This window comes from Novosphingobium soli, assembly GCF_042432915.1.
GTDB lineage: Bacteria > Pseudomonadota > Alphaproteobacteria > Sphingomonadales > Sphingomonadaceae > Novosphingobium > Novosphingobium soli.
Window position 1 is genome coordinate 83951 of sequence record NZ_JBHLWK010000009.1, and the last position, 22325, is coordinate 106275.

21 protein-coding genes are annotated in these 22325 nt (G+C 69.0%); 7 read left to right on the plus strand and 14 right to left on the minus strand.

The window, feature by feature from the left end; genetic code table 11:
* Window positions 1-30 precede the first annotated feature (30 nt).
* On the plus strand, window positions 31-618 hold the full coding sequence (locus ACFFJC_RS05835) for an AHH domain-containing protein (protein ID WP_379486700.1): 588 nt from the start codon (window positions 31-33) through the stop codon (window positions 616-618).
* Here the strand turns inward: ACFFJC_RS05835 and ACFFJC_RS05840 are convergent.
* Window positions 573-1523 (minus strand): NAD(P)H-dependent flavin oxidoreductase, encoded by a 951-nt coding sequence (locus ACFFJC_RS05840; protein ID WP_379486558.1) that lies wholly within the window; start codon window positions 1521-1523, stop codon window positions 573-575. The genes ACFFJC_RS05835 and ACFFJC_RS05840 overlap by 46 nt on opposite strands.
* A 182-nt stretch (window positions 1524-1705) precedes the next feature.
* Here ACFFJC_RS05840 and ACFFJC_RS05845 point away from each other — a divergent pair, with 182 nt between their 5' ends.
* Complete coding sequence (locus tag ACFFJC_RS05845) at window positions 1706-2878, plus strand: FAS1-like dehydratase domain-containing protein (protein ID WP_379486559.1); 1173 nt, start codon at window positions 1706-1708, stop codon at window positions 2876-2878.
* 178 nt (window positions 2879-3056) lie between these two features.
* Here the strand turns inward: ACFFJC_RS05845 and leuA are convergent, their stop codons facing one another.
* On the minus strand, window positions 3057-4724 hold the full coding sequence (gene leuA, locus ACFFJC_RS05850; protein ID WP_379486560.1) for a 2-isopropylmalate synthase: 1668 nt from the start codon (window positions 4722-4724) through the stop codon (window positions 3057-3059).
* Window positions 4725-5012: 288 nt separating this feature from the next.
* Between leuA and ACFFJC_RS05855 the strand changes: the two genes are divergently transcribed.
* Entirely contained in the window at window positions 5013-6152 is a 1140-nt protein-coding gene (locus ACFFJC_RS05855; RefSeq protein WP_379486561.1) for an epoxide hydrolase family protein, read from the plus strand.
* Between the two features lie 77 nt (window positions 6153-6229).
* Here the strand turns inward: ACFFJC_RS05855 and ACFFJC_RS05860 are convergent, their stop codons facing one another.
* A complete protein-coding gene (locus ACFFJC_RS05860; protein ID WP_379486562.1) occupies window positions 6230-6541 on the minus strand; it encodes an I78 family peptidase inhibitor in 312 nt (103 codons plus the stop codon).
* A 281-nt stretch (window positions 6542-6822) separates the two neighbouring features.
* Here ACFFJC_RS05860 and ACFFJC_RS05865 point away from each other — a divergent pair, with 281 nt between their 5' ends.
* The gene (locus tag ACFFJC_RS05865; RefSeq protein WP_379486563.1) at window positions 6823-8163 is read left to right on the plus strand and encodes a sulfatase-like hydrolase/transferase; all 1341 of its coding nucleotides are present in this window, start codon (window positions 6823-6825) and stop codon (window positions 8161-8163) included.
* Here ACFFJC_RS05865 and ACFFJC_RS05870 read toward each other — a convergent pair.
* The 6 genes from ACFFJC_RS05870 to ACFFJC_RS05895 all read right to left on the minus strand — a co-directional run bounded on the left by ACFFJC_RS05870 (window position 8145) and on the right by ACFFJC_RS05895 (window position 14610).
* Complete coding sequence (locus tag ACFFJC_RS05870; protein WP_379486564.1) at window positions 8145-9674, minus strand: glycosyltransferase family protein; 1530 nt, start codon at window positions 9672-9674, stop codon at window positions 8145-8147. The two genes, ACFFJC_RS05865 and ACFFJC_RS05870, sit on opposite strands and share 19 nt — an antisense overlap.
* A 162-nt stretch (window positions 9675-9836) precedes the next feature.
* Window positions 9837-10094 carry an ATP synthase F1 subunit epsilon gene (locus ACFFJC_RS05875; protein WP_103730432.1) on the minus strand — a complete coding sequence of 86 codons (258 nt, stop codon included), beginning with the start codon at window positions 10092-10094 and terminating at the stop codon, window positions 9837-9839.
* Between the two features lies 1 nt (window position 10095).
* Entirely contained in the window at window positions 10096-11553 is a 1458-nt protein-coding gene (atpD, locus tag ACFFJC_RS05880) for a F0F1 ATP synthase subunit beta (protein WP_379486565.1), read from the minus strand.
* Between the two features lie 23 nt (window positions 11554-11576).
* On the minus strand, window positions 11577-12452 hold the full coding sequence (locus tag ACFFJC_RS05885; RefSeq protein WP_379486566.1) for a F0F1 ATP synthase subunit gamma: 876 nt from the start codon (window positions 12450-12452) through the stop codon (window positions 11577-11579).
* Window positions 12453-12512: 60 nt separating this feature from the next.
* Window positions 12513-14042: a F0F1 ATP synthase subunit alpha gene (gene atpA, locus ACFFJC_RS05890; protein WP_379486567.1), complete on the minus strand. Its 1530-nt coding sequence runs from the start codon at window positions 14040-14042 to the stop codon at window positions 12513-12515.
* 13 nt (window positions 14043-14055) lie between these two features.
* Window positions 14056-14610: a F0F1 ATP synthase subunit delta gene (locus ACFFJC_RS05895; protein ID WP_379486568.1), complete on the minus strand. Its 555-nt coding sequence runs from the start codon at window positions 14608-14610 to the stop codon at window positions 14056-14058.
* Between the two features lie 228 nt (window positions 14611-14838).
* On the opposite strand from ACFFJC_RS05895, the gene ACFFJC_RS05900 reads away from it, so the two are divergent.
* Window positions 14839-15339 carry a DUF1203 domain-containing protein gene (locus ACFFJC_RS05900; protein WP_379486569.1) on the plus strand — a complete coding sequence of 167 codons (501 nt, stop codon included), beginning with the start codon at window positions 14839-14841 and terminating at the stop codon, window positions 15337-15339.
* Window positions 15336-16373: a bifunctional transcriptional activator/DNA repair enzyme AdaA gene (locus tag ACFFJC_RS05905; protein WP_379486570.1), complete on the plus strand. Its 1038-nt coding sequence runs from the start codon at window positions 15336-15338 to the stop codon at window positions 16371-16373. The genes ACFFJC_RS05900 and ACFFJC_RS05905 overlap by 4 nt, the downstream gene beginning before the upstream one ends.
* An 18-nt stretch (window positions 16374-16391) precedes the next feature.
* On the opposite strand, the gene ACFFJC_RS05910 is transcribed toward ACFFJC_RS05905, so the two are convergent.
* The 4 genes from ACFFJC_RS05910 to lepB are packed head-to-tail and all read right to left on the minus strand — an operon-like array spanning window position 16392 to window position 19911.
* Window positions 16392-17474, minus strand: coding sequence for an SGNH/GDSL hydrolase family protein (locus ACFFJC_RS05910; RefSeq protein ID WP_379486571.1), 1083 nt, complete (start codon window positions 17472-17474; stop codon window positions 16392-16394).
* On the minus strand, window positions 17474-18367 hold the full coding sequence (gene era, locus ACFFJC_RS05915; RefSeq protein WP_379486572.1) for a GTPase Era: 894 nt from the start codon (window positions 18365-18367) through the stop codon (window positions 17474-17476). The genes ACFFJC_RS05910 and era overlap by 1 nt, the downstream gene beginning before the upstream one ends.
* Window positions 18364-19032, minus strand: a complete 669-nt coding sequence (rnc, locus tag ACFFJC_RS05920; RefSeq protein ID WP_379486573.1) for a ribonuclease III — start codon at window positions 19030-19032, stop codon at window positions 18364-18366. The genes era and rnc overlap by 4 nt, the downstream gene beginning before the upstream one ends.
* Entirely contained in the window at window positions 19033-19911 is an 879-nt protein-coding gene (gene lepB / locus ACFFJC_RS05925; RefSeq protein WP_379486574.1) for a signal peptidase I, read from the minus strand. It abuts the gene before it with no gap.
* Between the two features lie 151 nt (window positions 19912-20062).
* On the opposite strand from lepB, the gene pgi reads away from it, so the two are divergent.
* Window positions 20063-21583 (plus strand): glucose-6-phosphate isomerase, encoded by a 1521-nt coding sequence (pgi, locus tag ACFFJC_RS05930; RefSeq protein WP_379486575.1) that lies wholly within the window; start codon window positions 20063-20065, stop codon window positions 21581-21583.
* Window positions 21584-21643: 60 nt separating this feature from the next.
* Here the strand turns inward: pgi and ACFFJC_RS05935 are convergent, their stop codons facing one another.
* Window positions 21644-22294: an RBBP9/YdeN family alpha/beta hydrolase gene (locus tag ACFFJC_RS05935; RefSeq protein ID WP_379486576.1), complete on the minus strand. Its 651-nt coding sequence runs from the start codon at window positions 22292-22294 to the stop codon at window positions 21644-21646.
* Between the last annotated feature and the right edge of the window lie 31 nt (window positions 22295-22325).

Consider the following 22325-nt stretch of genomic DNA (forward strand, 5'->3'; position numbering starts at 1 on the left):
GCGGCGCCCGCGACCGGATAGATCACGGTCCTGCGCCGAAGCCTTCCGTTCCGCGCCGTCAACCGCAACGGCGCGCCGGGCTACGACCCGGGCCTGCAGCGCCACCACCTGCTGCCGCGCCAGCTGCTGCGCCGCGCGGCGTTCGCGCGCATGTTCGCGACCATCGGCGACCCCGGCATCCGCTTCGAGGACTTCCGCGAGAACGGGCTGCTGCTGCCCTGCCGCGAAGCGGCGGCGCTGCGCATGGGCCTGCCGCTGCACCGCGGCCCGCACCGGCTCTACTCCCAGCTGGTGGCCGAGCGGATGGGACAGATCGAGAGCGCCTGGTCGCTCGCGCACGCGCGCGACCCGCAGGGCGCCGCCGTGCAGGCGCGGATGCGGATGGACCTGCTGCAGCGCGCCTTGCGCCGCTATCTCCTCAGCGGCCGCGCGGGGAAGATCAGGCTGAACCGGCTGGACCCGCTGGGGGCGGGAATCGACTTCACCGACCTCGACCACATGGCCGAAGCGCTCTGGGGCTCGACCGCGGCGGCGGGATGGTCGGTCTCGCCCGGCACCGATCCGCCGCCGATTCAGGCAATGCCGACGCGTGCCGCCAGGTCCGCGCGCGCGGACTGATACTGCGCCGCCAGCGCCTCCACCCGGCGGGCGACCGGCTCCACCGCATGGACCGCGCCGATCCCCTGGCCGGCGCCCCAGATGTCCTTCCAGGCCTTGGCCGCGGTGTTGCCGCCCGAGCCGAAGTCCATCTGGCTCTTGTCCCCCTGGGGGAGTTTGTCCGGGTCCATGCCGGCCGCCACGATCGAGGGGCGCAGGTAATTGCCGTGCACGCCGGTGAACAGGTTCGAGTTGACGATGTCCGCGGCATGCCCGTCGACCACCGCCTGCTTGTAGCCGTCTGCGGCGTTGGCCTCGGGCGTCGCGATCCACGGCGTGCCGATATAGGCGAAGTCGGCGCCCATCGCCTGCGCCGCCAGGATCGAGCGGCCCGAGGCGATCGCGCCCGACAGCGCCACCGGTCCGTCGAACCAGGCGCGGATCTCCTGCATCAGCGCGAAGGGCGACTGCGGGCCGGCATGCCCGCCCGCACCGGCGGCGACGGCGATCAGGCCATCGGCGCCTTTCTCCACCGCCTTGCGGGCGAAAGTGTCGTCAATGACGTCGTGCAGCACCATGCCGCCCCAGCCGTGGACCGCCGCGTTTACCTCCGGGTTCGCCCCGAGCGACGTGATGACGAGCGGGACCTTCCACTTTTCCAGGATGGCCAGGTCCTCGGCGAGCCGCGTGTTGGTGCGGTGGACGATGAGGTTCACCGCGAAGGGAGCGGCGCAATCCTGCGTCTCCTGGGTGATGCGATGCAGCCATTCGTCGAGCTGGCTGGCGGGCCGCGCGTTGAGCGCGGGAAAGCTGCCGACGATGCCGGCGCGCACTTGCGCGATCACCAGCTCGGGATTGGAGACGATGAACATCGGCGCCGCGATCACGGGCAGGCGCAGCGACTGGAACAGCGCGGGGAGGGGCATCTCGTCTCCGTTTAACCGATCGATTAAACTGTCGCATAGTGCGCCGCCGCCGTGCTGTCGAGAGCCCCGCCATACCGCCGGTGCGTTTCCGCGCGGGCCCGGCGCGCGGGGGCGTGACCTCCTGCCCCCGCTGAAATAGACACCACTGTCGATCAACAAGCATTTTCCAGAGAGGACCCGCCATGCCGGACGTTGCAGAAGACACGCTCGATTGCTCGGACATCGACCAGTACCTGGGCAAGGTCATCGATTCCTCGCCCATCCGCGAGCCGCTGGGCAACAACGACATCCGCCGCTGGGTCCAAGCGATGCACTATCCCAACCTCGTCCACTTCGACCCGGCCTATGCCGCGGCCAGCCGCTGGGGCAAGCTGGTGGCGCCGCAGAGTTTCCCGATCGTCATGGATGACGGCCACGGCACGGCGCCGTCCTGCGTCGGCAAGATCGAGAACTCGCACCTGCTCTTTGGTGGCGACGAGTTCTGGCACTACGGCCCGCGCGTGTTTGGCGGCGACGTCGTCAGCAACGAGCGCATCCCGTTCGACTACGTGGTCAAGAACACGGGCTTCGGGCCGACCTGCTTCCAGCGGGGGGACAACTTCTACCGCAACCAGAACGGCGAGCTGATCGCCAAGCAGCGCTCCACCGCCATCCGCTACCGCGCGGCTGCGGGCGGCGACACCGTCAACACCGCCGAGTTCGAGGAGCCGGAGTGGACCGACGCGGAACTCGACAAGCTGGAGGAGCGCAAGTTCGCCTGGGTGCAGATGCTCCATGACCTCGGCCACGGCGAGCGCTGGTGGGACGACGTGAACGTGGGCGACCAGCTGCCCGAGCGCGTCTTCGGTCCGCATACCGTCGCCAGCTTCACCACCGAGTGGCGCTCGTTCCTGTTCACCACCTGGGGCACGCTCGACCGCCGCGAACTGAACCTCGAGGCGCTCGGCTTCACCAAGGAGATGGCCGGGCACGAGAACGATCCGCACATGGAGCGGATCAACCCGGAACTCACCGACGGCGCCTACTTCGGCCCCTCGCGCGGGCACCTGTTCCCCAAGTACGCGCGCAAGATCGGCATGCCCCGTGCCTATGGCTACGGCGCCTCGATGGGGGCGTGGGTGACCGACTACCTCGCCGGCTGGGCAGGGGAGTGGGGCATGGTGGTCCACTCGACGGCGAACTACCGCGGTCCCGCGCTCTCGGGCGACATCACCATCCAGACCGCCGAGGTGGTCGACAAGATGGTGGACGAGGAGGGCCGCCACCTCGTCCAGGTCAAGCACCTCATGCAGAACCAGAAGGGCGTGAAGATGTGCCTGGGCGTGGCCGAGATCGAACTGCCCAAGAAAGGCTGAGGCGGAACCCGGGCGATCCCCTTGCGTCATCCCGGCGCTGGCCGGGGTGACGGGGAGCAGGGGCAAGCGACGAATGCGCCGCAGGCCTGTCATCGACGAGCGGCGCCGCTCCAAGCGTCAAAAAGGGCCCCGGCCGATCCCGGCCGGGGCCCTTTGTCATGCGTGGTCGCGCGAAGCGTCAGGCCGCGTTGGCGGCGCTCAACACGGCGCGGACGCTGGCGGTGGCCACGTCCTCGTCGATGCCCACGCCCCAGACCGTGCGGCCGTCGGGCAGGGCGCATTCGACGTAGGCGGCCGCGCGCGCGTCGCTGCTCTGGCCCATCGAGTGCTCGGCGTAGTCCTTGACCTCGAGCGCCACGCCGAAGCTCTCGGCCAGCGTCGCGGTGACGGACGAGATCAGGCCGTTGCCGCGGCCGGAGACCGACTGCTCCTTGCCGTCCACGCCGATCTTGCCGGCGAACACGCGGGTGTTGTCGGGGCCCTTGGCCTCGTCCCAGTCGATCAGCTGGAAGCGCTGGCCGTCCTCCAGGCGGTAGGTCTTGCGGAACACATCCCAGATGTCGGACGCCTGCAGTTCGCGGCCCAGCGCGTCGGCCAGCTCCTGCACGTGCTTGGAGAAGTGCGCCTGCATCCGCTTGGGCAGCTTCAGGCCCTGGTCCTGCTCGATCACCCAGGCGAAGCCGCCCTTGCCCGACTGCGAGTTGACGCGGATCACCGCCTCGTAGTCACGGCCGAGATCCGCCGGATCGATGGGCAGGTAGGGCACCGCCCAGAGCTCGTCATTGCGCTTCTCCTGCGCCGCAAACCCCTTCTTGATGGCGTCCTGGTGCGAGCCGGAGAAGGCGGTGAAGACCAGTTCGCCACCATAGGGGTGGCGCTCCGCCACCTTCAGCTGGTTGCAGTACTCGACGGTCTGGATCACCTCGTCGATGTCGGAGAAATCCAGCTCCGGATCAACGCCTTGCGTGTACATGTTGAGCGCGACTGTCACCAGGCAGCAGTTGCCGGTGCGCTCGCCGTTGCCGAACAGGCAGCCCTCCACGCGGTCGGCGCCCGCCATCAGGCCCAGTTCCGCCGCCGCCACCCCGGTGCCCCGGTCGTTGTGCGTGTGGAGCGAGATCACCGCGGCATCGCGGTTCGGCAGGTTGCGGCAGAAATACTCGATCTGGTCGGCGTAGATGTTGGGCGTCGCCGCCTCGACCGTCGCCGGCAGGTTGAGGATGATCGGGTTCTCGGGCGTGGGCTGCAGGATCTCCATCACCGCCTCGCAGCACTCGATCGAGAAATCGAGCTCGGCGGTGGAGAAGGTCTCCGGGCTGTATTCGAAGTGCCACCGGGTCTGCGGGTACTTCGCCGCCTGATCGCGCAGGACCTTGGCGCCGTTTTCGGCGATGGCCCGGATCTCGGGGCGCTCCATGCCGAACACCACGCTGCGCCACAGCGGCGAAACGGCGTTGTAGAGATGGACGATGGCGGCGTGGACGCCGGCGAGGCTCTCGAACGAGCGCTCGATCAGGTCCTGGCGTGACTGCGTCAGCACCTGGACCAGCACGTCCTGCGGGATGCGCTCGTCGTCCACCAGGCCGCGGATGAAGTCGAACTCGGTGGCGCCGGCGCTGGGAAAGCCGACCTCGATCTCCTTGAGGCCGACCTTGACCAGCAGGTCGAAGAAGCGCGTCTTCTTCTCCGCGCCCATCGGGTCGATCAGCGCCTGGTTGCCGTCGCGCAAGTCGGTGGAGAGCCAGCGCGGCGCCTTGGTGATGACGCGCGAAGGCCACTGGCGATCCGCCAGCGCGATCTGGGGAAAGGGGCGATACTTGACCGAAGGGTCTTTCAGCATGGTCATGGGTATTCTCGCTCGGATGGTGTGTCTGCAGGCGCTGTCTTCAGGGTCCCTTGGGCGCCGAGCGCGCCGCAGGCCGACGCGTCACCTCACGCCCAAGGGCGGGTAAGTCGCAGGGTAAGGCCGAGACGAAGAGTCATGGCCGTGCCTATGGGCATCGCGGCCGGCGATGTAAAGGGGCAATCGGCGCGATCCGGCGCCGTCGCGCATCGGTCAGGAGCGCCCGGGATTGCCGCCAAGGGCTGGCACCGGGCCTTGGCCTTTCCGATTCCTGCGGCATAGTCGCACGCCATGTCCGCCATCCGCCCGTTCCATCTCGCCGTGCCCGAGACTGCGCTCGAAGATCTGCGCCGCCGCCTCGCCGGCACCCGCTGGCCCGAGCGCGAGACGGTGGCGGACTGGTCGCAGGGCACGCCGCTCTCGGCGATCCAGGATCTCGTCTCCTACTGGGCGGAGGGGTACGACTGGCGCGCCTGCGAGGCGCGGCTCAACGCACTGGGCCAGTTCTTGACCGAGATCGACGGGCTCGACATCCACTTCCTGCATGTGCGCTCTCCCCACGCCGAAGCCGTCCCGCTGATCCTGACGCATGGCTGGCCGGGCTCGGTGATCGAGTTCCTGGAGGTGATCGGGCCGCTGGCGGACCCGGTGGCGCACGGCGGGCTCGCCCGCGATGCCTTCCACCTCGTCGTGCCCTCGCTGCCGGGCTACGGCTTTTCCGGCAAGCCGCAAGCCACGGGCTGGGGCGTGGAGCGGATCGGCCAGGCCTGGGCCGCATTGATGCGCAGGCTGGGGTACGAACGCTGGTTCGCGCAAGGGGGCGACTGGGGCGGGATCATCACGACCACGATGGCGGGTCGGGCGCCGGCCGGGCTCGCCGGCATCCACACCAACATGCCGCTCGCCCGCCCCAGCGCGGAGGACAAGGCGAGCGCCGATCCCGCAGTACGAGCGGCGCGCGAGGCCGGGCAGCGCTATCAGGCCTGGGACTCGGGCTATGCCAAGATCCAGTCGACCCGTCCGCAGACGATCGGCTACGCGCTGGTCGACAGCCCGGTGGCGCTGGCGGCCTGGATCTACGAGAAGATGGGGAGCTGGACGGACAACGCGGGCTCTCCGCTGGACGCGCTCTCGCGCGATGCGATCCTCGACAACATCATGCTCTACTGGCTGCCGGCTAACGGCGCATCGGCAGCGCGCCTCTACTGGGAGAGCTTCGGCGCGATCGGCACCGCGGGCCCGGTCACGCTGCCTGCGGGTGTCTCCACCTTCCCGCGCGAGATCACCAAGGCCCCGCGGCCCTGGGCGGAGAAGATCCTGCGCAACATCGTCTATTGGAACGACTGCCCCCGCGGCGGCCACTTCGCCGCCTGGGAGCAGCCGCGGATCTTCGTCGACGAGCTGCGCGCCTGCTTCAGGCTGATGCGCTAGAGTTCGCGAGGCCAAGGCATCGGATCCGCGGTGCGGGGCTGTCGACCTCGCATGGTCCCGGTCATCGCGACAAGGCTCTAGCTGCAGCGCAGCGCCGTGATGGTGCCGCTTTCGTCGACGGTCACGTTGAGCCGGTCTGGGCGGTAATCCTGCGTCACCACGGTGCCCGGCCTGATGATCCGGACCGCGTGCCCGCTGCGCGCCGCCGTGATCGCCGCGAGCACCTCATCACTGGCCTGGCGCCCCACGTAGCTGCCGAGCTGGTCCGCGCCGCAGTTGGGCTCCATCGTCGCGGCGCCCGGCGAGGGCTCCGGGGGCGGCGTCTGCGCCTGGCATGCGGACAGGGAGACGACGAGCAGGGCGGGGAGGGCGAGGGGCTTGAACGACATGGGATCTCTCCTTTGCGCATGCGAGCTTAGCCGCGGTGTCCGTATCCCACCTGAACGACCCCCGCTATCCTCCGTTCCGGGGGCGCATGGCCCCAATTTGCGGCCGAGTTTGCGGCCGAGGTGATACGCTTGAGCTCGCCCCCGGCGGCGGATCACGGCGCGGCCCGCTCGCGATCCTAGCACGCTAACCCCGCCTTAGCGCGGTGTTAACGCGGGCCTACGTAGGCGGCTCAGGGTCCGCGCGGCCCGATCGGAGGCCCGTACGCGAACGGGGGTCGCCGATGTTCCGCTTCGAGCTTTTCAGCCAATTTCCGCTGCGCTGGGTCCTGTGGTGGATCGTCATGCCCAACATCGGCGCATTCCTCCTGCTCCCCCTCGGTGGGCCCGACATGGCCTGGTCGATGGTCATCTGCGGGGCTTTGGCCCTGCTGATTTCCCTTTCCGGGCAACCGCTTGTCCGCGCGTTCGGGCTGGTCGCGGTGTTCCTGCTCAGCACCCTGTTCTACGTGTCCTGCGCCTTCAACATCGACGTCGAGAGGGCGTTCTCGTCCTTGCAGTACGTGCTGGAACTGAGCCCTCTGCAGTCACCCGAATATGTCGTCGCCGGGCTGGTGGTGGCGGTAGCGATGGCGGTCAGCGTCCGCTACGGATCGCGGGTGGACCGGCCCCGCGGCTGGCGCCAGGTGCTCATGGCGGTGACCGGCCTCGCCCTCGCGATCAACCTCGACACCGTTGCCACCGGCGGAACGCGGGGAACCTACAAGATGGCCGCGCCGGCCGATGCGCCGTTCACTTCGGCCGTGCGCCAGACCCGCCTTGCGCCCGAGATCGAGCGCGGGCGTAACGTGCTCGTCGTGATGGTCGAATCGATGGGTCTGCCCACCGCCCCCGAAGACCGCGCCCTGTTCGACCGCATCTGGGACAAGCAGGCATGGTCCGCTCGCTACGAAGTGACGCAAGGCAGCACGCCCTATTTCGGGTCGACGACCACCGGCGAAATGCGCGAACTCTGCGGCTTCTGGGGCAACTACCCACAGCTGCCCTCGCGCGCTGCGCCGTGCCTGCCCGAGCACTATCGCGCCGCGGGATACGATACGCTCGCCATTCACAGCTTCGAAGGTGAGATCTTCAGCCGCCGGCAGTGGTATCCCGAGATCGGCTTCGCGCGTCGGCTCTTCCGGGACGATCTGACGGACCGGGGGGCCAGGCCGTGCCCGGGGATCTTCGCCGGCGCCTGTGATCGCGACGTGCCCCGCATCATCGGCGACCTGCTGCGCGAGCGGCGCGGACGCCCGCAGTTCGTGTACTGGCTGACGGTCAACGCCCATCTTCCGATACCCCGCAATGCCGAGCTGCACACGCAGGACTGCCGCATCGGTACTCGGGCTTTCGCCGAAGGCTTCCCGATGCTCTGCCGCGGGTACGAGCTGCACAAGCAGGTGGCGGACGCGCTCACGGCCGAGATCATGCGGTCCGACTTCCCCGACACCGACATCCTCATCGTCGGTGACCACATGCCACCCTACTTCCAGAGGTCGCTGCGCGTGCGCTTCGATTCGGCGCACGTGCCGTGGATCCTGCTGCGGCACCGCAGCGAGGCGCCTCAGCCGCAGCGACTGTAGATGCGCAGGGCAACGGCTCCGTCATGGTCGTAGACCTGCATCGTCCGGGCCCGCCGGCATGAGCGCACGTAGCGGTGCAGCTGCCTCACGGTCGCGAGGTTGACCGGAGCGGCCGGCAACGGCTGCTGGAGCACGACGGTGGACGGGCGGCTCGCCAGGATGCGCTGCATCGCCTTCACCTCGTCGTGCCCGGTGGCGCCGGCCTCTGCGCCGTCGAAGAGATGCGGCGGGAAGGCCAGCACGGACGGCGGCTTGGCATCGAGCAGCGCATAGAGGTAGCTCGGCATGCCGAAGACGAGGAGCTTCCGGCTCGGGGTTTCCTGCGCCACATAGGAGACCAGCGCCTCGGCCGCGGGCCGGGCCTTCAGCCGGTCCGCAAGCGCCAAGGTGTCGCATAGCCACAGGTTGACCGCCAGCATCGCGGCGAAGCCCAGCCTGCCGATGTCGGGCCGCGCGAAGAACGGCGCGCACAGCGCGGCCAGCGGGCAGGCGAGCGGAAGCGCGTAATGGAGATAGAGGTTGGGATAGGCCAGCACCGCGGCCAGCGCCACGCCGCCCCAGAGCGCGACGAAGGCCCATGGCCTTGCATCGGTCGCCCCTCGTCGCCGGCCCAGCATCGCGAGCACCAGGGGAAGTCCGATCATCCCCACCAAGGCGGCGATGCGCCTCAAACGCTCACCAGGCGGCGGATAGATGCGCAGGAGGTTGGACTCGACCACAGCCTGCCGCAGCTCGGCGAAGTGCCCGCTGCGCCAGTACCAGGCCGCGATGGCGAGGAGCGGCGTCGCACCGGCCAGGGCAAGCCCCGCGACCCGGGCCAAGGTCTGCCCGTCGGGCCTCCGGCTGGCCAGCACCATCCATGCACTGGCAGCCCCGAGGAAGCAGGCCTCGAACGCGGCGGACTGCTTGAACGCGACAGCCGTGCCCGCCGCCAGCATGCCGCCGGTCACGCGCCACGGGACGAAGCCTTGGCGCAGGCGCTCGAGCGAGGTGACGACCGCCAGGGCACCGGCGGCCATCAGGGGGTTGTAGAACACCGCCGCCTCGCCATTGTCGCCCCCGAACCGGCTCAGGAGCGTGACGTAGGCGAGCCCGGCCATGAGTGCCGCTCCGGGCGGCGCGAAAAGGCGCGCCAGGCGCGCGGTCGCGTATCCGCCCAGCGCTGCGCAGACGGTGGCGAACGCCTGGTAGGCGAGCGTCTGGTTGCCGAGCGTCGCCGCCGCCGCGTAGACGAGATAGAGCAGCGGGGTCTTGCGATCCCAGATGTCGACGTAGAGCCGGTCTCCCGCCAGCAGTCGCTTGCCCACCAACGCGAAATACTGGTCGTCGATGGCGTAGTTCCATTCACCGAACGCGGGACAGCGTATCAGTGCGGCGAAACCGAGCAGGCAGGCGAACTGGAACCACGGGCGCGAGCGTTCGCCCGCAGCACGTGGTGCGGCGATGGCAGCGCGGTCGACGTCGGGGCGGTCGACGTCAGCGCTGTGGACGGCTGGGGGGCGATCTTGCATTTCGAGAGGCCTCCCGCGTCGTAAGCCTTGCGCCGGAGCGTCATAGCGTTGGGATGACACCGCTACCGGCCAGTGCAGAGCGCAGCTATCCGCCGCGCCGATACGACAAGGGCGCCGCCGGAGGACCCGGCGACGCCCTTGTCGTTTCCTTGTGGCGGAAGGTCAGCCTTCGACGTGCTCGGCGAGCACGGTGAGGCCGGCATCGCCCACTTCGGCAAAGCCGCCGGTGATGCGGATCTCTTCCGGTGCGCCGTTCTCGGTCTTGTAGACCTTCAGCGCACCGTCGGCGATCGTCGACATGAAGGGCGCGTGGCCCGCCAGCACGCCGAACTCACCCTCCGTGCCCGGGACGACCACCATGTGGACGTCCTCGGACCGGACCAGCTTCGCAGGCGTGACGAGTTCGAAGTGCAGCGCCATCTCAGGCCTCGGCCGCCAGCTTCTTGGCCTTCTCGACCGCCTCGTCGATGCCGCCGACCATGTAGAAGGCTGCTTCCGGAAGGTGATCGTACTCACCGTCGACGACGGCCTTGAACGACTTCACGGTGTCCTCGATCTGCACGAACTTGCCCGGGATGCCGGTGAAGACTTCGGCGACGTGGAACGGCTGCGAGAGGAAGCGCTGGATCTTGCGGGCGCGGGCGACCGTGATCTTGTCCTCTTCCGAGAGCTCGTCCATGCCCAGGATGGCGATGATGTCCTGCAGCGACTTGTACTTCTGCAGGGTCTCCTGGACGCGGCGGGCGGTCTCGTAGTGTTCGGCGCCCACGATGCGCGGCTCAAGGACGCGCGAGGTCGAGTCGAGCGGGTCGACCGCCGGGTAGATGCCCAGCTCCGAGATGGCGCGGTTCAGCGTGGTCGTTGCGTCGAGGTGGGCGAACGAGGTGGCCGGCGCCGGGTCGGTAAGGTCGTCCGCGGGAACGTAGATCGCCTGGACCGAGGTGATCGAACCCTTGGTGGTCGAGGTGATGCGCTCCTGCAGCGCGCCCATGTCGGTCGACAGCGTCGGCTGGTAGCCCACCGCCGAAGGGATACGGCCAAGGAGGGCCGAAACCTCTGCGCCCGCCTGGGTGAAGCGGAAGATGTTGTCGACGAAGAAGAGCACGTCCTGGCCTTCCTGGTCGCGGAAGTACTCGGCCATGGTGAGGCCCGAGAGCGCGACGCGGGCGCGGGCGCCCGGGGGCTCGTTCATCTGGCCGAACACGAGGGCGACCTTCGACCCGTCCGACGTGGCGTTGCCCTCGGCGTCCTTTGCGATGACGCCGGCGTCGAGGAACTCGTGGTAGAGGTCGTTACCCTCGCGGGTGCGCTCGCCGACGCCCGCGAAGACGGAGACGCCGCCGTGGCCCTTGGCGATGTTGTTGATGAGCTCCTGGATGAGCACGGTCTTGCCGACGCCAGCGCCGCCGAACAGGCCGATCTTGCCGCCCTTGGCGTACGGCGCAAGGAGGTCGATGACCTTGATGCCGGTGACCAGGATCGCCGCTTCGGTCGACTGGTCGATGAACTCGGGAGCCTTGGCGTGGATCGGGGCGAACTGCTCCGAGCCGATCGGGCCCATTTCGTCGATGGGATCGCCGACGACGTTCATGATGCGGCCGAGCGTCTTGGGGCCCACCGGCACCGAGATCTGCTTGCCGGTGTTGGTCACGGCCTGGCCCCGGGTCAGGCCGTCGGTGCCGTCCATGGCGATGGTGCGCACGGTGTTTTCGCCGAGGTGCTGGGCGACTTCGAGGACCAGCTTCTGGCCGTTGTTGTCGGTCTCCAGCGCCGCGAGGATCGGCGGCAGCTCGCCTTCGAAGGTCACGTCGACGACGGCGCCGATGACCTGGCTGATCTTGCCGGTTGTGGTGAGGTTGAGCACGGGTGCGGTGGCCATTATGGTTTCCTTGCCTGCAGGTCTTAGAGCGCTTCCGCGCCCGCGATGATTTCGACGAGTTCGGTGGTGATCGCGGCCTGGCGGCTGCGATTGTACTGGATGGTCAGCTTGTTGATCAGGTCACCGGCGTTGCGCGTGGCATTGTCCATCGCGGTCATCGAGGCGCCTTGCTCGGAAGCGGCGTTCTCCAGCAGCGCGCCGAAGAGCTGGGTCTTCAGGTAGCGCGGCAGCAGCGCGGCCAGGATCTCCTCCTCATCCGGCTCGTACTCGGTGACGGCGTCGGCGGTGGTCGCGGCCGCCTTGGGAGCGGGCACCGGGATGATCTGCTGGCTGGTCGGTTCCTGCAGCAGCGCCGAGCGGAACTTCGAGTAGAACAGGTGCGCCACGTCGAACTTGCCGGCCTCGTACAGGGCGACGAGCTCGTCGGCGATGCGCTCGGCCTCGTTGAAGCCCGGGTCGCGCACGTCGGTGGTGTCGAACATGTGCGCGATCTGGTTCGGGTACTCGCGGCGGATCACCGCGCGGCCCTTGCGGCCCACCAGGTAGAACAGGACGGTCTTGCCCTGCGCTTCCAGCTCCTGCGCCTTCAGGCGCGCGGCCTTGACGATGTTCGAGTTGAACGCGCCTGCCAGGCCCTTGTCCGAGTTGGCGACGACGAGGAGATGCACCTTGTCGCTGCCGGTGCCGGCGAGCAGCTTGGGGCTGTTCTCGGAGACCGTGATCTTCGAGGCTAGCGAGCCCATCACTTCGGCCATGCGCGCGGCATAGGGCCGCGCGGCCTCGGCGGCGGCCTGCGCCTTGCGCAGCTTGGCCGCGGCGACCATCTGCTTGGCCTTGGTGATCTTCTGGGTCGACTTGACCGAGTTGATGCGGCCCTTGAGTTCCTTGAGCGAAGCCACTCGTTGTTCCCCATTGACTGCCCCGGCGGCCCTAGGGGCCGACCGGGTCAGTGATCATATTTAAGCGAACTGCTTGGCGAAGGCGTCGAGCGCGGCCTTGGTCTTGCTCTTGGCCTCGTCGCCGAAGTCCTTGGTCGAGCGGATCAGGTCCAGCACGTCCTGGTGCTCGGAGTGCATGTAGCTGAGCATCTCGGCCTCGTACTCGGTGACCTTCGAGACCGGCAGGGCGTCGAGGTAGCCGTTGGTGCCGGCGAAGATCGACACGGTCTGCTCCTCGAACGACAGCGGCGAGAACTGCTTCTGCTTGAGCAGCTCGGTCAGGCGCGCGCCGCGGTTGAGCAGCTTCTGGGTCGAGGCGTCGAGGTCCGAGCCGAACTGCGCGAAGGCCGCCATCTCGCGGTACTGCGCCAGCTCCAGCTTGATCGAGCCGGCAACCTTCTTCATCGCCTTGGTCTGGGCCGAACCGCCCACGCGCGACACCGAGAGGCCGACGTTGATGGCCGGACGGATGCCCTGGTAGAACAGGCCGGTCTCGAGGAAGATCTGGCCGTCGGTGATCGAGATCACGTTGGTCGGAATGTACGCCGAGACGTCGCCTGCCTGGGTTTCGATGACGGGCAGCGCGGTCAGCGAGCCGGCGCCGTTCTCGTCGTTCATCTTCGCGGCGCGCTCGAGCAGGCGGCTGTGGAGGTAGAACACGTCGCCGGGGTAGGCTTCGCGGCCCGGCGGGCGGCGCAGCAGCAGCGACATCTGGCGGTAGGCGACGGCCTGCTTGGAGAGGTCGTCGTACACGATCACGGCGTGCATGCCGTTGTCGCGGAAGAATTCACCCATCGCGGCGCCGGTGTAGGGCGCGAGGTACTGCAGCGGCGCCGGCTCCGAAGCGGTCGCGGCGATAACGATGGAGTACTCCATCGCGCCGTTCTCTTCGAGCTGGCGGACGATCTGCGCGACGGTCGAGCGCTTCTGGCCGACGGCGACGTAGATGCAGTAGAGCTTCTTGCTCTCGTCGTCGCCCGCGTTCGCTTCCTTCTGGTTGATGAAGGTGTCGATGGCGACGGCGGTCTTGCCGGTCTGACGGTCGCCGATGATCAGCTCGCGCTGGCCGCGGCCCACCGGGACGAGGGCGTCGATCGCCTTGAGGCCGGTCTGCACGGGCTCGTGCACCGACTTGCGCGGGATGATGCCGGGGGCCTTGGCTTCCACGCGGCGGCGCTCGGCGTACATGATCGGGCCCTTGCCGTCGATCGGGTTGCCCAGCGCGTCGACCACGCGGCCGAGCAGGCCCTTGCCGGTCGGGACGTCGACGATGGTGCCGGTGCGCTTGACGTCGTCACCTTCCTTGATTTCGGCGTCCGAGCCGAAGATCACGACGCCGACGTTGTCGGCTTCGAGGTTGAGCGCCATGCCCTGCACGCCGTTGGCGAACTCGACCATCTCGCCCGCCTGGACGTTGTCGAGGCCGTGGATGCGGGCGATGCCGTCACCCACCGACAGAACCGAGCCGACCTCGGAAACCTGCGCTTCGGTGCCGAAGCTGGCGATCTGGTCCTTGATGACCTTCGAGATTTCTGCTGCGCGGATATCCATTGTTCTGCCTTTCTTAGCCCTTCATGGCCTGGGCGAGCGAATTGAGACGGGTGCGGATCGAGCTGTCGATGCGCTTGGACCCGATGGTGACGACGAGGCCGCCGAGGAGTTCGGGATCGACGCTGGTCTTGATCTTGACCTTGCGACCTTCGCGCGCTTCCAGCTTCTGGCGCAGCTGCTCGACCTGCTCGTCGGTCAGCGCGTGGGCGGAAGCGACTTCGGCAGTCGCCTCGCCGCGCTGGGCGGCGGCGATCGCGGCGAAGGCGCGGACGACCTCGGGCAGGGCGGCGAGGCGGCGATTGGCCGCCAGCACGCCCAGGAAATTCTTCGTCAGCTGCGAGACGCCGAGCACGCCGCAGACCGCATCCATCGCCTTGGCCGAAGCTTCGCGGCTGACCTGGGGGTTGCGAATCAGGGCGGCGAACTCATCGCTCTCGCGGATGGCCTGGCCGATGTTGTCGAGATCGGTCTCGACCGCAGAAACGGTCCCGTTTTCGCTTGCAAGATCAAAGAGCGCCGAAGCGTAGCGCCCCTGCAAGCTGGCCTTGATGCCTCCGGAATTCTCCACGCCTGTCCTATCCTTACATCGGGTGGGCTGAGGCACTTGGGGCACAACGCGACAGCGTGCTCCCCCGGCCCGCAGACGGGGCGCGCATAGCGACGATACTGTCACGATGCAAGGTGCCCCTTGGCTCCTGGGGACAATGACTAGGTCTGGAATTTAAAAGCAAGGGGCGGGACGCGTTCCCCCGGCAGGCCGTGCAATGAAGGGCCTCTATTGGTGACGGAGATTTCCATGGCCTATCGCATCCTCGGTTTACCGCGCGCCGGCTTCGCCCCGTATTTCGGCAGGAGCGCCGAAGAACTCGAAGAGATGGGCGCCCGGCGCGTGATTGCAGACGCCGATCGGGGCTTCCCATGCCGCGTCAGCCTGGAGGACGCGGCACGCGGCGAAGCGCTGATCCTGCTCAACTTCACGAGCCACGACGTCTCCGGCCCGTACCGTAGCGCCTATGCGATATATGTTCGCGAGCGGGCCGCGCAGGCGCAGGCCTACGTCGATCGGCTGCCGCCCGTCTTCGCCGGCCGGACGCTGTCGCTGCGGGGTTTCGATGCGCCGGGCATGCTGCGCCGCGCGAGGCTGGCTGCCCAGGGCGAGGCAGGCGCACCGCTCGGCGGGGTGGAGGAGGCGATCGCAGAGCTCTTCGCCGATCCCACGATCGCTTGCATCCACGCGCACAATGCCGCCTATGGCTGCTTCGCGGCGCGGATCGAGCGCCATGGAGACGACCGGTGACTGCGGCGGACTGCCAGATCGACGAAGAACAGGCGTGGCAGGCCGTGCTCGCGCGCGACCGCCGGTTCGACGGGCGTTTCGTCACCGGCGTGTTGTCGACCGGGATCTACTGTCGCCCGTCCTGCTCGGCGCGGCATCCCCGACGGGAGAATGTCCGCTTCTTCGCGGATTCCGGGGCGGCGCAGGCCCTGGGGCTGCGCCCCTGCTTGCGCTGCCGGCCGGGCGAGGTGTCTCGGGACGAAGGCGCCGTGGCGCAGGCGCTCGCCATGCTGGAAACGACGGAATCGGCACCGTCGCTGGCCGAGCTGGCCGAGCACGTCGGCTACAGCCCCGCTCATTTCCAGCGCGTCTTCACGCGCGCGGTCGGACTGTCTCCCGCCGCCTATGGCCGCCTCCGCCGGATCGAGCGGGCCGGCACCGCGCTGAGTGAGGGGGCGAGCGTGACAGGAGCCATCTACGAGGCAGGCTTCGGTGCGGCCTCCCGATTCTACGAAGCGAGCCGGGGACGCATGGGCATGACTCCTTCCGCATGGCGCGACGGCGGGCGCGGCGTCACCATTCGCTGGGCTGTCGTGCCCACGAGCCTGGGGCCGATGCTGGTGGCCGCCACCGACAAGGGCGTATGCCGCCTGTCGTTCGCAGAGGGACGCGACCACCTCGCGGTGCGCTTCCCGCGCGCGGACCTGGTTGAAGGCGGGAAGGAGTTCGCGGCGCTGCTGGCGGACGTGGTCGGGGCCGTCGAGGCTCCGGGCCAGTCGCGGGCCATTCCGCTGGACGTGCAGGGGACCGCCTTCCAGGAAGCCGTCTGGCGCGAGCTGCAGCAGATCCCTGCGGGCGAGACGCGCACCTATGCCCAGATCGCCGCCGCCGTCGGCAAGCCCGGTGCAGTCCGTGCGGCGGGCTCGGCGAACGGCGCCAACGCGGTGGCGGTGCTGATCCCCTGCCACCGGGTCATCCGTTCGGACGGCAGCATCGGGGGCTACGCCTACGGCGATGCCATCAAGCGCGAACTGCTCCGTCGCGAGCGGGATTGACGCTCCGCGCCTTCGCCGTCAGTTCGCCTTCGGTGGCGGCGCGCGCAGGACCGGCGCGGCGACCGGCGCGGCGACCGGCGCGGCGACCGGCGCGGCGACCGGCGCTGGGGCCAGACCGGGTCCGGCCGCGGTCGCGGGGAGCGGTGCCGCCGGCTTCAGCGGCTTGACGCCCGCAGCGACGAGGGCGGCGGCGATGCCATCGGAGCTGGCCTGCATCCCGGCCTTGTTGAGGTGCCACTGCAGTCCCTCGCGCCCGTCGTAGCCCTCGGGGGCGCCGATCATCCATGGCACCGGATCGCATGGCGTGTGCGTGGCGGAGACCTGCTTCATGTCGACCAGGATCAGTTCGTTGGCCTGCGCCACGCGGGCGGTGATCTCCGCGAGGCGGCGGCCGATCTCGCGCACGATCGCGGCATCGCTCTCGCTGACCGGGGTCACCGCGCAGAGCGCCCCCGGGCCGGGGATCGGCGTGGGATACTGGACGAAGACGATGCGCGCGCGCGGGGCCTGCGCCTTCAGGCGGCGGGCGATCTCGGTCAACTGGGCCTCGTCGCGCTGGTAGTCGGCTTCGGTCGGCACGCGCACGGCACCGCAGGCGCGGGTCTTGGCGCCGGTGGCGGCGATGATGCGCGATTCCGAGAGGCAGGTCGCCGAGAACAGGTTGCCGATGTACGACAGGTCGTTGCCGCCGATCGTCACCGTCACCAGGCGCGTCTCGGCGGTGACGCTGGAGATCTGCGGCGGCACGTCGCCCCAGGGGCCGAGCACGTTGTCGGTCGTCGCACCCGAGCAGCTGCGGTCGATCAGGACCAGGCCGAAGCGGTCGGCGAGCAGGGTGGGGTAGTTGTTCTGGCTTTGCCCGCAGCGGGCCGGCCAGCTCGGCTTGGCCGGCGGCAGCTGCGGCCCGGCGGCGTAGGACGAGCCGATCGCCACGTAGCGAGCGCCGACCAGGCTCTCCTGCGGCTGCGCCGGAGCTGGGGCCGGGGATGGGGCCGGGGCCGGGACTTGTACCGGGGATGGGGCAGGACGCGCCGCCGCCAGGGCAGGCAGGGCAGCGCTGCAGAGCGCCAGGGCGCCGAGGACAGGAAGCGCGCGCTTCATCACTTCACCCAGTCGAGCCCGATTTCCTCGTAGATGTCCTTGGCCTCGGCCCAGTTCTCCTCGACCTTCACATGGAGGAAGAGGTGCACCGGATGGCCGAGCACTTCGGCCAGCTCCTTGCGCGCCGCCTCGCCGATGGCGCGGATCTTGGCGCCGCGCTTGCCGAGCACGATCGCCCGCTGGCCCTCGCGGGCGACGACGATCTGCTGGCGGATCTCCACCGAGCCGTCCTTGCGCGGGGTATAGGCCTCGGGGCGGACCGCGGCGTCGTAGGGCAGTTCCTCGTGAAGCTGGCGATAGAGCTGCTCGCGCGTGATCTCGCAGGCCAGCAGGCGCTCGCTGGCGTCGGACACCTGGTCCTCCGGGTAGTGCCAGGGGCCTTCGGGCATCAGCCCGGCGAGCCAGGTCTTCAGTTCCGGCACGCCGTCGCCGGTCAGCGCCGAGACGAAGAACACCTCGTCGAACGGAACTTCGGCGGTGAACTCCTGCGCCAGCTCCAGCAGCCTTTCCTTGGCGCTGGCATCGACCTTGTTGAGCACGAGCACCTTGCGCTCGGGCCGGTCGCGCAGGGTCTCCAGCAGCGGCATCAGCTCGTGCCGGCGCAGCTTGACCGCGTCCACCACCAGCAGGATCGCGTCCGCCTCCTGCGCGCCTTCCCAGGCCGCGGCGACCATCGCGCGGTCCAGCCGGCGGCGCGGGGCGAAGATGCCGGGCGTGTCGGCGAGGATGATCTGTGCCTCGCCCTCCAGCGCGATGCCGAGCAGGCGCGCGCGGGTGGTCTGCGCCTTGGCGGAGGTGATCGCCACCTTCTGCCCCACCAGCGCGTTGACGAGCGTGGACTTGCCCGCGTTGGGCGCGCCGATGACGGCGACGAGACCGCAGTGCTGGGTCATCCGAACTTCCTCATGAATTCCTCGGCGGCGGCGGTCTCTGCGTCCTGCTTCGAGTTGGCGGTGGCCTGCGCCGAACCGACGTTGTGGATGGAGACCTCGACGGTGAAGCGCGAGGCGTGGTCGGGGCCGGAGCGTTCGACCAGCTTGTACTCGGGCATGCGGCGGCGGTTGCCGGCGGCCCATTCCTGCAGCGCCGACTTGGGGTGCTTGCGCTTGCCGGTCTTGCCCTGGAGCGTGTCGGCCCAGAGCCCCAGCACCATGTCGCGCGCGGCGGGAAAGCCGCGCTCGGTGAAGCAGGCGCCGATCATCGCCTCCATCACGTCGCCCAGGATGTTGTCGGAATCCTCGCCACCGTCGTCGCGCGCCTGCTTGCCGAGCCGCATGTGCGGCCCCAGCCCGATGTCGCGGGCGATGGCAGCGCAGGTGGCGCGGCTGACGAGCGCGTTCAGGCGCTGGGAGAGGCGCCCTTCGGCCTCGTCGCTGTTGCGGAAAAGCCATTCGGCCACCGACAGGCCGAGCACCCGGTCGCCCAGGAACTCCAGCCTTTCGTAGTTGCGCTTCTCGCCGGTCGATCCGTGCGTGAGGGCCGCCAGCCAGAGCGCGTCATCCTCGGGCGCGCAGCCGGCATGCCGGGTCAGGAAGTCGCGGGTATCGCCGTCCAGCACTCAGATCACGCTCCCGATCCGGCTCCAGCGCGCGGCGGTGAACCAGGTCCACGGCTTGATCCATTCGGACGAGCCGTCGGTGGAGAACATCATGACCGCGGCCTTGCCGACCAGGTTCTCCTGCGGGACCATGCCGATGCCGCCGCCCTCGGCTGCGGGGAAGCGGCTGTCCATCGAGTTGTCGCGGTTGTCGCCCATCAGGAACAGGTGGCCTTCGGGCACGATGACGGCCTGGGTGTTGTCCGCATCGATGCCCCAGGGATTGCCGCCGGCAGAGTCGCCCAGGTCCAGCACGGTGTAGCTGACACCGTTGGGCAGCGTCTCGCGGAACTGCGGGTAGCGGCAGACTTCCGAGCCGTCCGCCAGCGTCGCCTGGAACTGTGCCCGCTCGCAATCGGTGTTGGGGCTCACCGGCACGACGAAGTCCGCGACCTTGACCTTGGGGACGGCGGTGCCGTTGATGAAGAGCTGCCCGGCCTTCACCTGGATCTCGTCGCCCGGAAGGCCGATGACGCGCTTGATGTAGTCGACGTCGTTACCCGGGGGCGCCTTGAAGATGGCGACGTCGCCGCGCTCGGGCTGGCTGGCGAAGATGCGGCCCGGGATCAGCGGCACGCTGAAGGGCAGCGAGTACTTCGAGTAGCCGTAGGACCACTTGGTGGCGAACAGATAGTCGCCCGTCAGCAGCCGCGGCAGCATGGATTCGCTGGGGATGTTGAAGGGTGAGACGATGAAGCTGCGCAGCACCACCACGCCCAGCACCAGCCAGAACAGGAAGGAAAAGAAGTTCTCGTCCTTTTTGGGCGGGGCAGACGGCCGGTCGGCGGAAGCGGCGGCGTCGCCGGCGTCGATCTTGGTGGCGCTTTGGGTGTCGCTCATGGGGGAAACCCTTGGCCACGCCCGCTCGCATCCGTCAAGTGCGATCCCGTCCGCGGCGCCCCGCCGGCCGACGAATGCGCACGTCGGACTTGGTTTTCGCAGTTGCGGAACGCATAAGGCGCTGGCGTAAGCGCTAGAGGAGAAGCAGGGCATGAGCGAAGCGGTCTGGACGAAGCTGGCGGGGCTGGAGAAGCCGACCCTCAGGCAGCTCTTCGATGCCGATCCCGAACGCCTCGACAAGCTCTCCACCCGCTTCGGCCTCGGCGAGGAGGAGAACGCCACCGGCATCCTGTTCGACTGGTCGAAGACCCACCTCGATGACGCGCATGTCGCGGCCTTCGAGCAGCTGGCGGCGGAGATGGACTTCGCCGGGCGCCGCGCCGCGCTGTTCGCCGGCGCGGTCGTCAACCCGACCGAGGGCCGCGCCGCCGAGCACACCGCCCAGCGCGGCGTCGGCGCGGACGAGAGCGTCGCTCTGGCGGCCGAAAACCACCACCGCATGGCCGCGATCGTGGAGGCCATTCACCGCGGCGCCATGGGCGAGGTGAAGCACCTCATCCACATCGGGATCGGCGGCTCGGCGCTGGGCCCGGCGCTCGCCATCGATGCGCTGGCGCGCGACGGGGCGATGGTCGACGTCCATGTCGTCTCCAACATCGACGGTTGCGCGCTGGAGCAGGCCTTCGCCGCCTGCGACCCGGCGACGACGATGCTGGCGGTCGCGTCCAAAACCTTCACCACCATCGAGACGATGACCAACGCCCTCAGCGCCATCGCCTGGCTGCGCGAGAACGGGGTCGAGGATCCCTACGGCCGCATCGTCGCGCTGACGGCCTCGCCGGCCAAGGCGATCGAGTGGGGCGTGGACGAGACGCGCATCCTGCCCTTCTCCGAAAGCGTGGGCGGCCGCTATTCGCTGTGGTCGTCGATCGGCTTCCCGGTCGCGATGGCGCTGGGCTGGCCCGACTTCGCCGAGTTCCTGGACGGCGCCGCCGCCATGGACGTCCACTTCCGCGACGCCGAGGGTATGGCCAACCTGCCGCTGCGCGCCGCCTTCGCCGACCAGCTCTACACGCGCCTGCGCGGCTGCCAGACCCGCGGCGTGTTCGCCTACGACGAGCGGCTGGCGCTGCTGCCCGACTATTTCCAGCAGCTGGAGATGGAATCGAACGGCAAGAGCGTGAAGGTGGACGGCTCGCCGGTCGCCGGGCCGACGGCGCCGATCACCTGGGGCGGGGTCGGCACCGACGCGCAGCACGCCGTGTTCCAGCTGCTGCACCAGGGCACCAACCTCGTTCCAGTGGACTTCATCGCCTCGATCGCGCCGGGGGACGATCTCGACCCGGCGCACCATCGCATTCTCCTGTCCAACTGCTTCGCCCAGGGCGCGGCGCTGATGGCGGGCAAGGACAGCGACGATCCGGCGCGCGCCTACCCGGGCGACCGCCCCTCGGCGACGATCCTGCTCGACGACCTCACCCCCGCGACGTTCGGCGCGCTGGTGGCGTTCCACGAGCATCGCACGTTCGCCAACGCCGTCCTGATGGGCATCAATCCCTTCGACCAGTTCGGCGTCGAGCTGGGCAAGGCCATCGCCAAGCAGATCGAGGAGGGCGATGCCTCCTTCGACCCCTCGACCACCGCTCTCCTGGCGCTGGCCGGCATCGGCTGAGGGGCGCGAGCCCGGTGAACGCGCCCGACCGGCGCGTTCACCGGGAGGCAGGCGCTCGGATCAGGCGCGGAATTCCAGCCCTTCCGACCAGTCGGCATGGTTGCGCACCGGCTCCGTGCCGGGGGTGGGAACGCCGCCTTCGATCAGGCGCCCCAGCAGCCGCTTGCCTTCGTCCCAGCTTCCGAGCGACGAATCGGCATTGATGTGTCCGGCCTCGCCCGCGTCCACGAAGGCGCTGCCCCACTGGCGGGCGAGGTGCCGCGCCGTCTGGAAGCCGATCCAGGGATCGTTGCGGCTGGCGACCAGGATGGACGGGAAAGGCAGCGCCTCGGCCGGTGTCGGCGCGAAACCGGTGAGCCGATCGTCGCGCGGGAAGAAGTCCACCTCCGGCGGAGCGACCAGCAGCGCGCCGACCACGGGAGAGGCCCAGCCCGGCTGCTCGAACTTCGACCACCAGGCGGCAAGGATGCAGCCGAGGCTGTGGGCGACCAGCACCACCGGGCGCCCGGCGTTGTGGATCGCCAGGTTCAGGCGATTGATCCAGGTGTTGCGGTGCGGCCGGTCCCACGCGCCCAGCTCGACCAGCTGCGCGTCCTCGAGCTCGTCGGCCCAGCGGCGCTGCCAGTGGCGTGGGCCGCTGCCTTCGAGGCCCGGAACGAGCAGGATGAGGGGCTTCTGCCGGTCCGCCGCGGCGTCTTGCAAGGATGCCATCTTTCGATCTCCCAGGTTTGCCCCGGTCGTT

Bases quoted from the DNA above. Each gene is read 5' to 3' on its own strand.
- ACFFJC_RS05840 (WP_379486558.1), bottom strand. From the start codon at position 1,523: ATGCCCCTCCCCGCGCTGTTCCAGTCGCTGCGCCTGCCCGTGATCGCG.
- ACFFJC_RS05845 (WP_379486559.1), top strand. From the start codon at position 1,706: ATGCCGGACGTTGCAGAAGACACGCTCGATTGCTCGGACATCGACCAG.
- leuA (WP_379486560.1), bottom strand. From the start codon at position 4,724: ATGACCATGCTGAAAGACCCTTCGGTCAAGTATCGCCCCTTTCCCCAG.
- ACFFJC_RS05855 (WP_379486561.1), top strand. From the start codon at position 5,013: ATGTCCGCCATCCGCCCGTTCCATCTCGCCGTGCCCGAGACTGCGCTC.
- ACFFJC_RS05860 (WP_379486562.1), bottom strand. From the start codon at position 6,541: ATGTCGTTCAAGCCCCTCGCCCTCCCCGCCCTGCTCGTCGTCTCCCTG.
- ACFFJC_RS05865 (WP_379486563.1), top strand. From the start codon at position 6,823: ATGTTCCGCTTCGAGCTTTTCAGCCAATTTCCGCTGCGCTGGGTCCTG.
- ACFFJC_RS05870 (WP_379486564.1), bottom strand. From the start codon at position 9,674: ATGCAAGATCGCCCCCCAGCCGTCCACAGCGCTGACGTCGACCGCCCC.
- ACFFJC_RS05875 (WP_103730432.1), bottom strand. From the start codon at position 10,094: ATGGCGCTGCACTTCGAACTCGTCACGCCTGCGAAGCTGGTCCGGTCC.
- atpD (WP_379486565.1), bottom strand. From the start codon at position 11,553: ATGGCCACCGCACCCGTGCTCAACCTCACCACAACCGGCAAGATCAGC.
- atpA (WP_379486567.1), bottom strand. From the start codon at position 14,042: ATGGATATCCGCGCAGCAGAAATCTCGAAGGTCATCAAGGACCAGATC.
- ACFFJC_RS05900 (WP_379486569.1), top strand. From the start codon at position 14,839: ATGGCCTATCGCATCCTCGGTTTACCGCGCGCCGGCTTCGCCCCGTAT.
- ACFFJC_RS05910 (WP_379486571.1), bottom strand. From the start codon at position 17,474: ATGAAGCGCGCGCTTCCTGTCCTCGGCGCCCTGGCGCTCTGCAGCGCT.
- era (WP_379486572.1), bottom strand. From the start codon at position 18,367: ATGACCCAGCACTGCGGTCTCGTCGCCGTCATCGGCGCGCCCAACGCG.
- lepB (WP_379486574.1), bottom strand. From the start codon at position 19,911: ATGAGCGACACCCAAAGCGCCACCAAGATCGACGCCGGCGACGCCGCC.
- pgi (WP_379486575.1), top strand. From the start codon at position 20,063: ATGAGCGAAGCGGTCTGGACGAAGCTGGCGGGGCTGGAGAAGCCGACC.
- ACFFJC_RS05935 (WP_379486576.1), bottom strand. From the start codon at position 22,294: ATGGCATCCTTGCAAGACGCCGCGGCGGACCGGCAGAAGCCCCTCATC.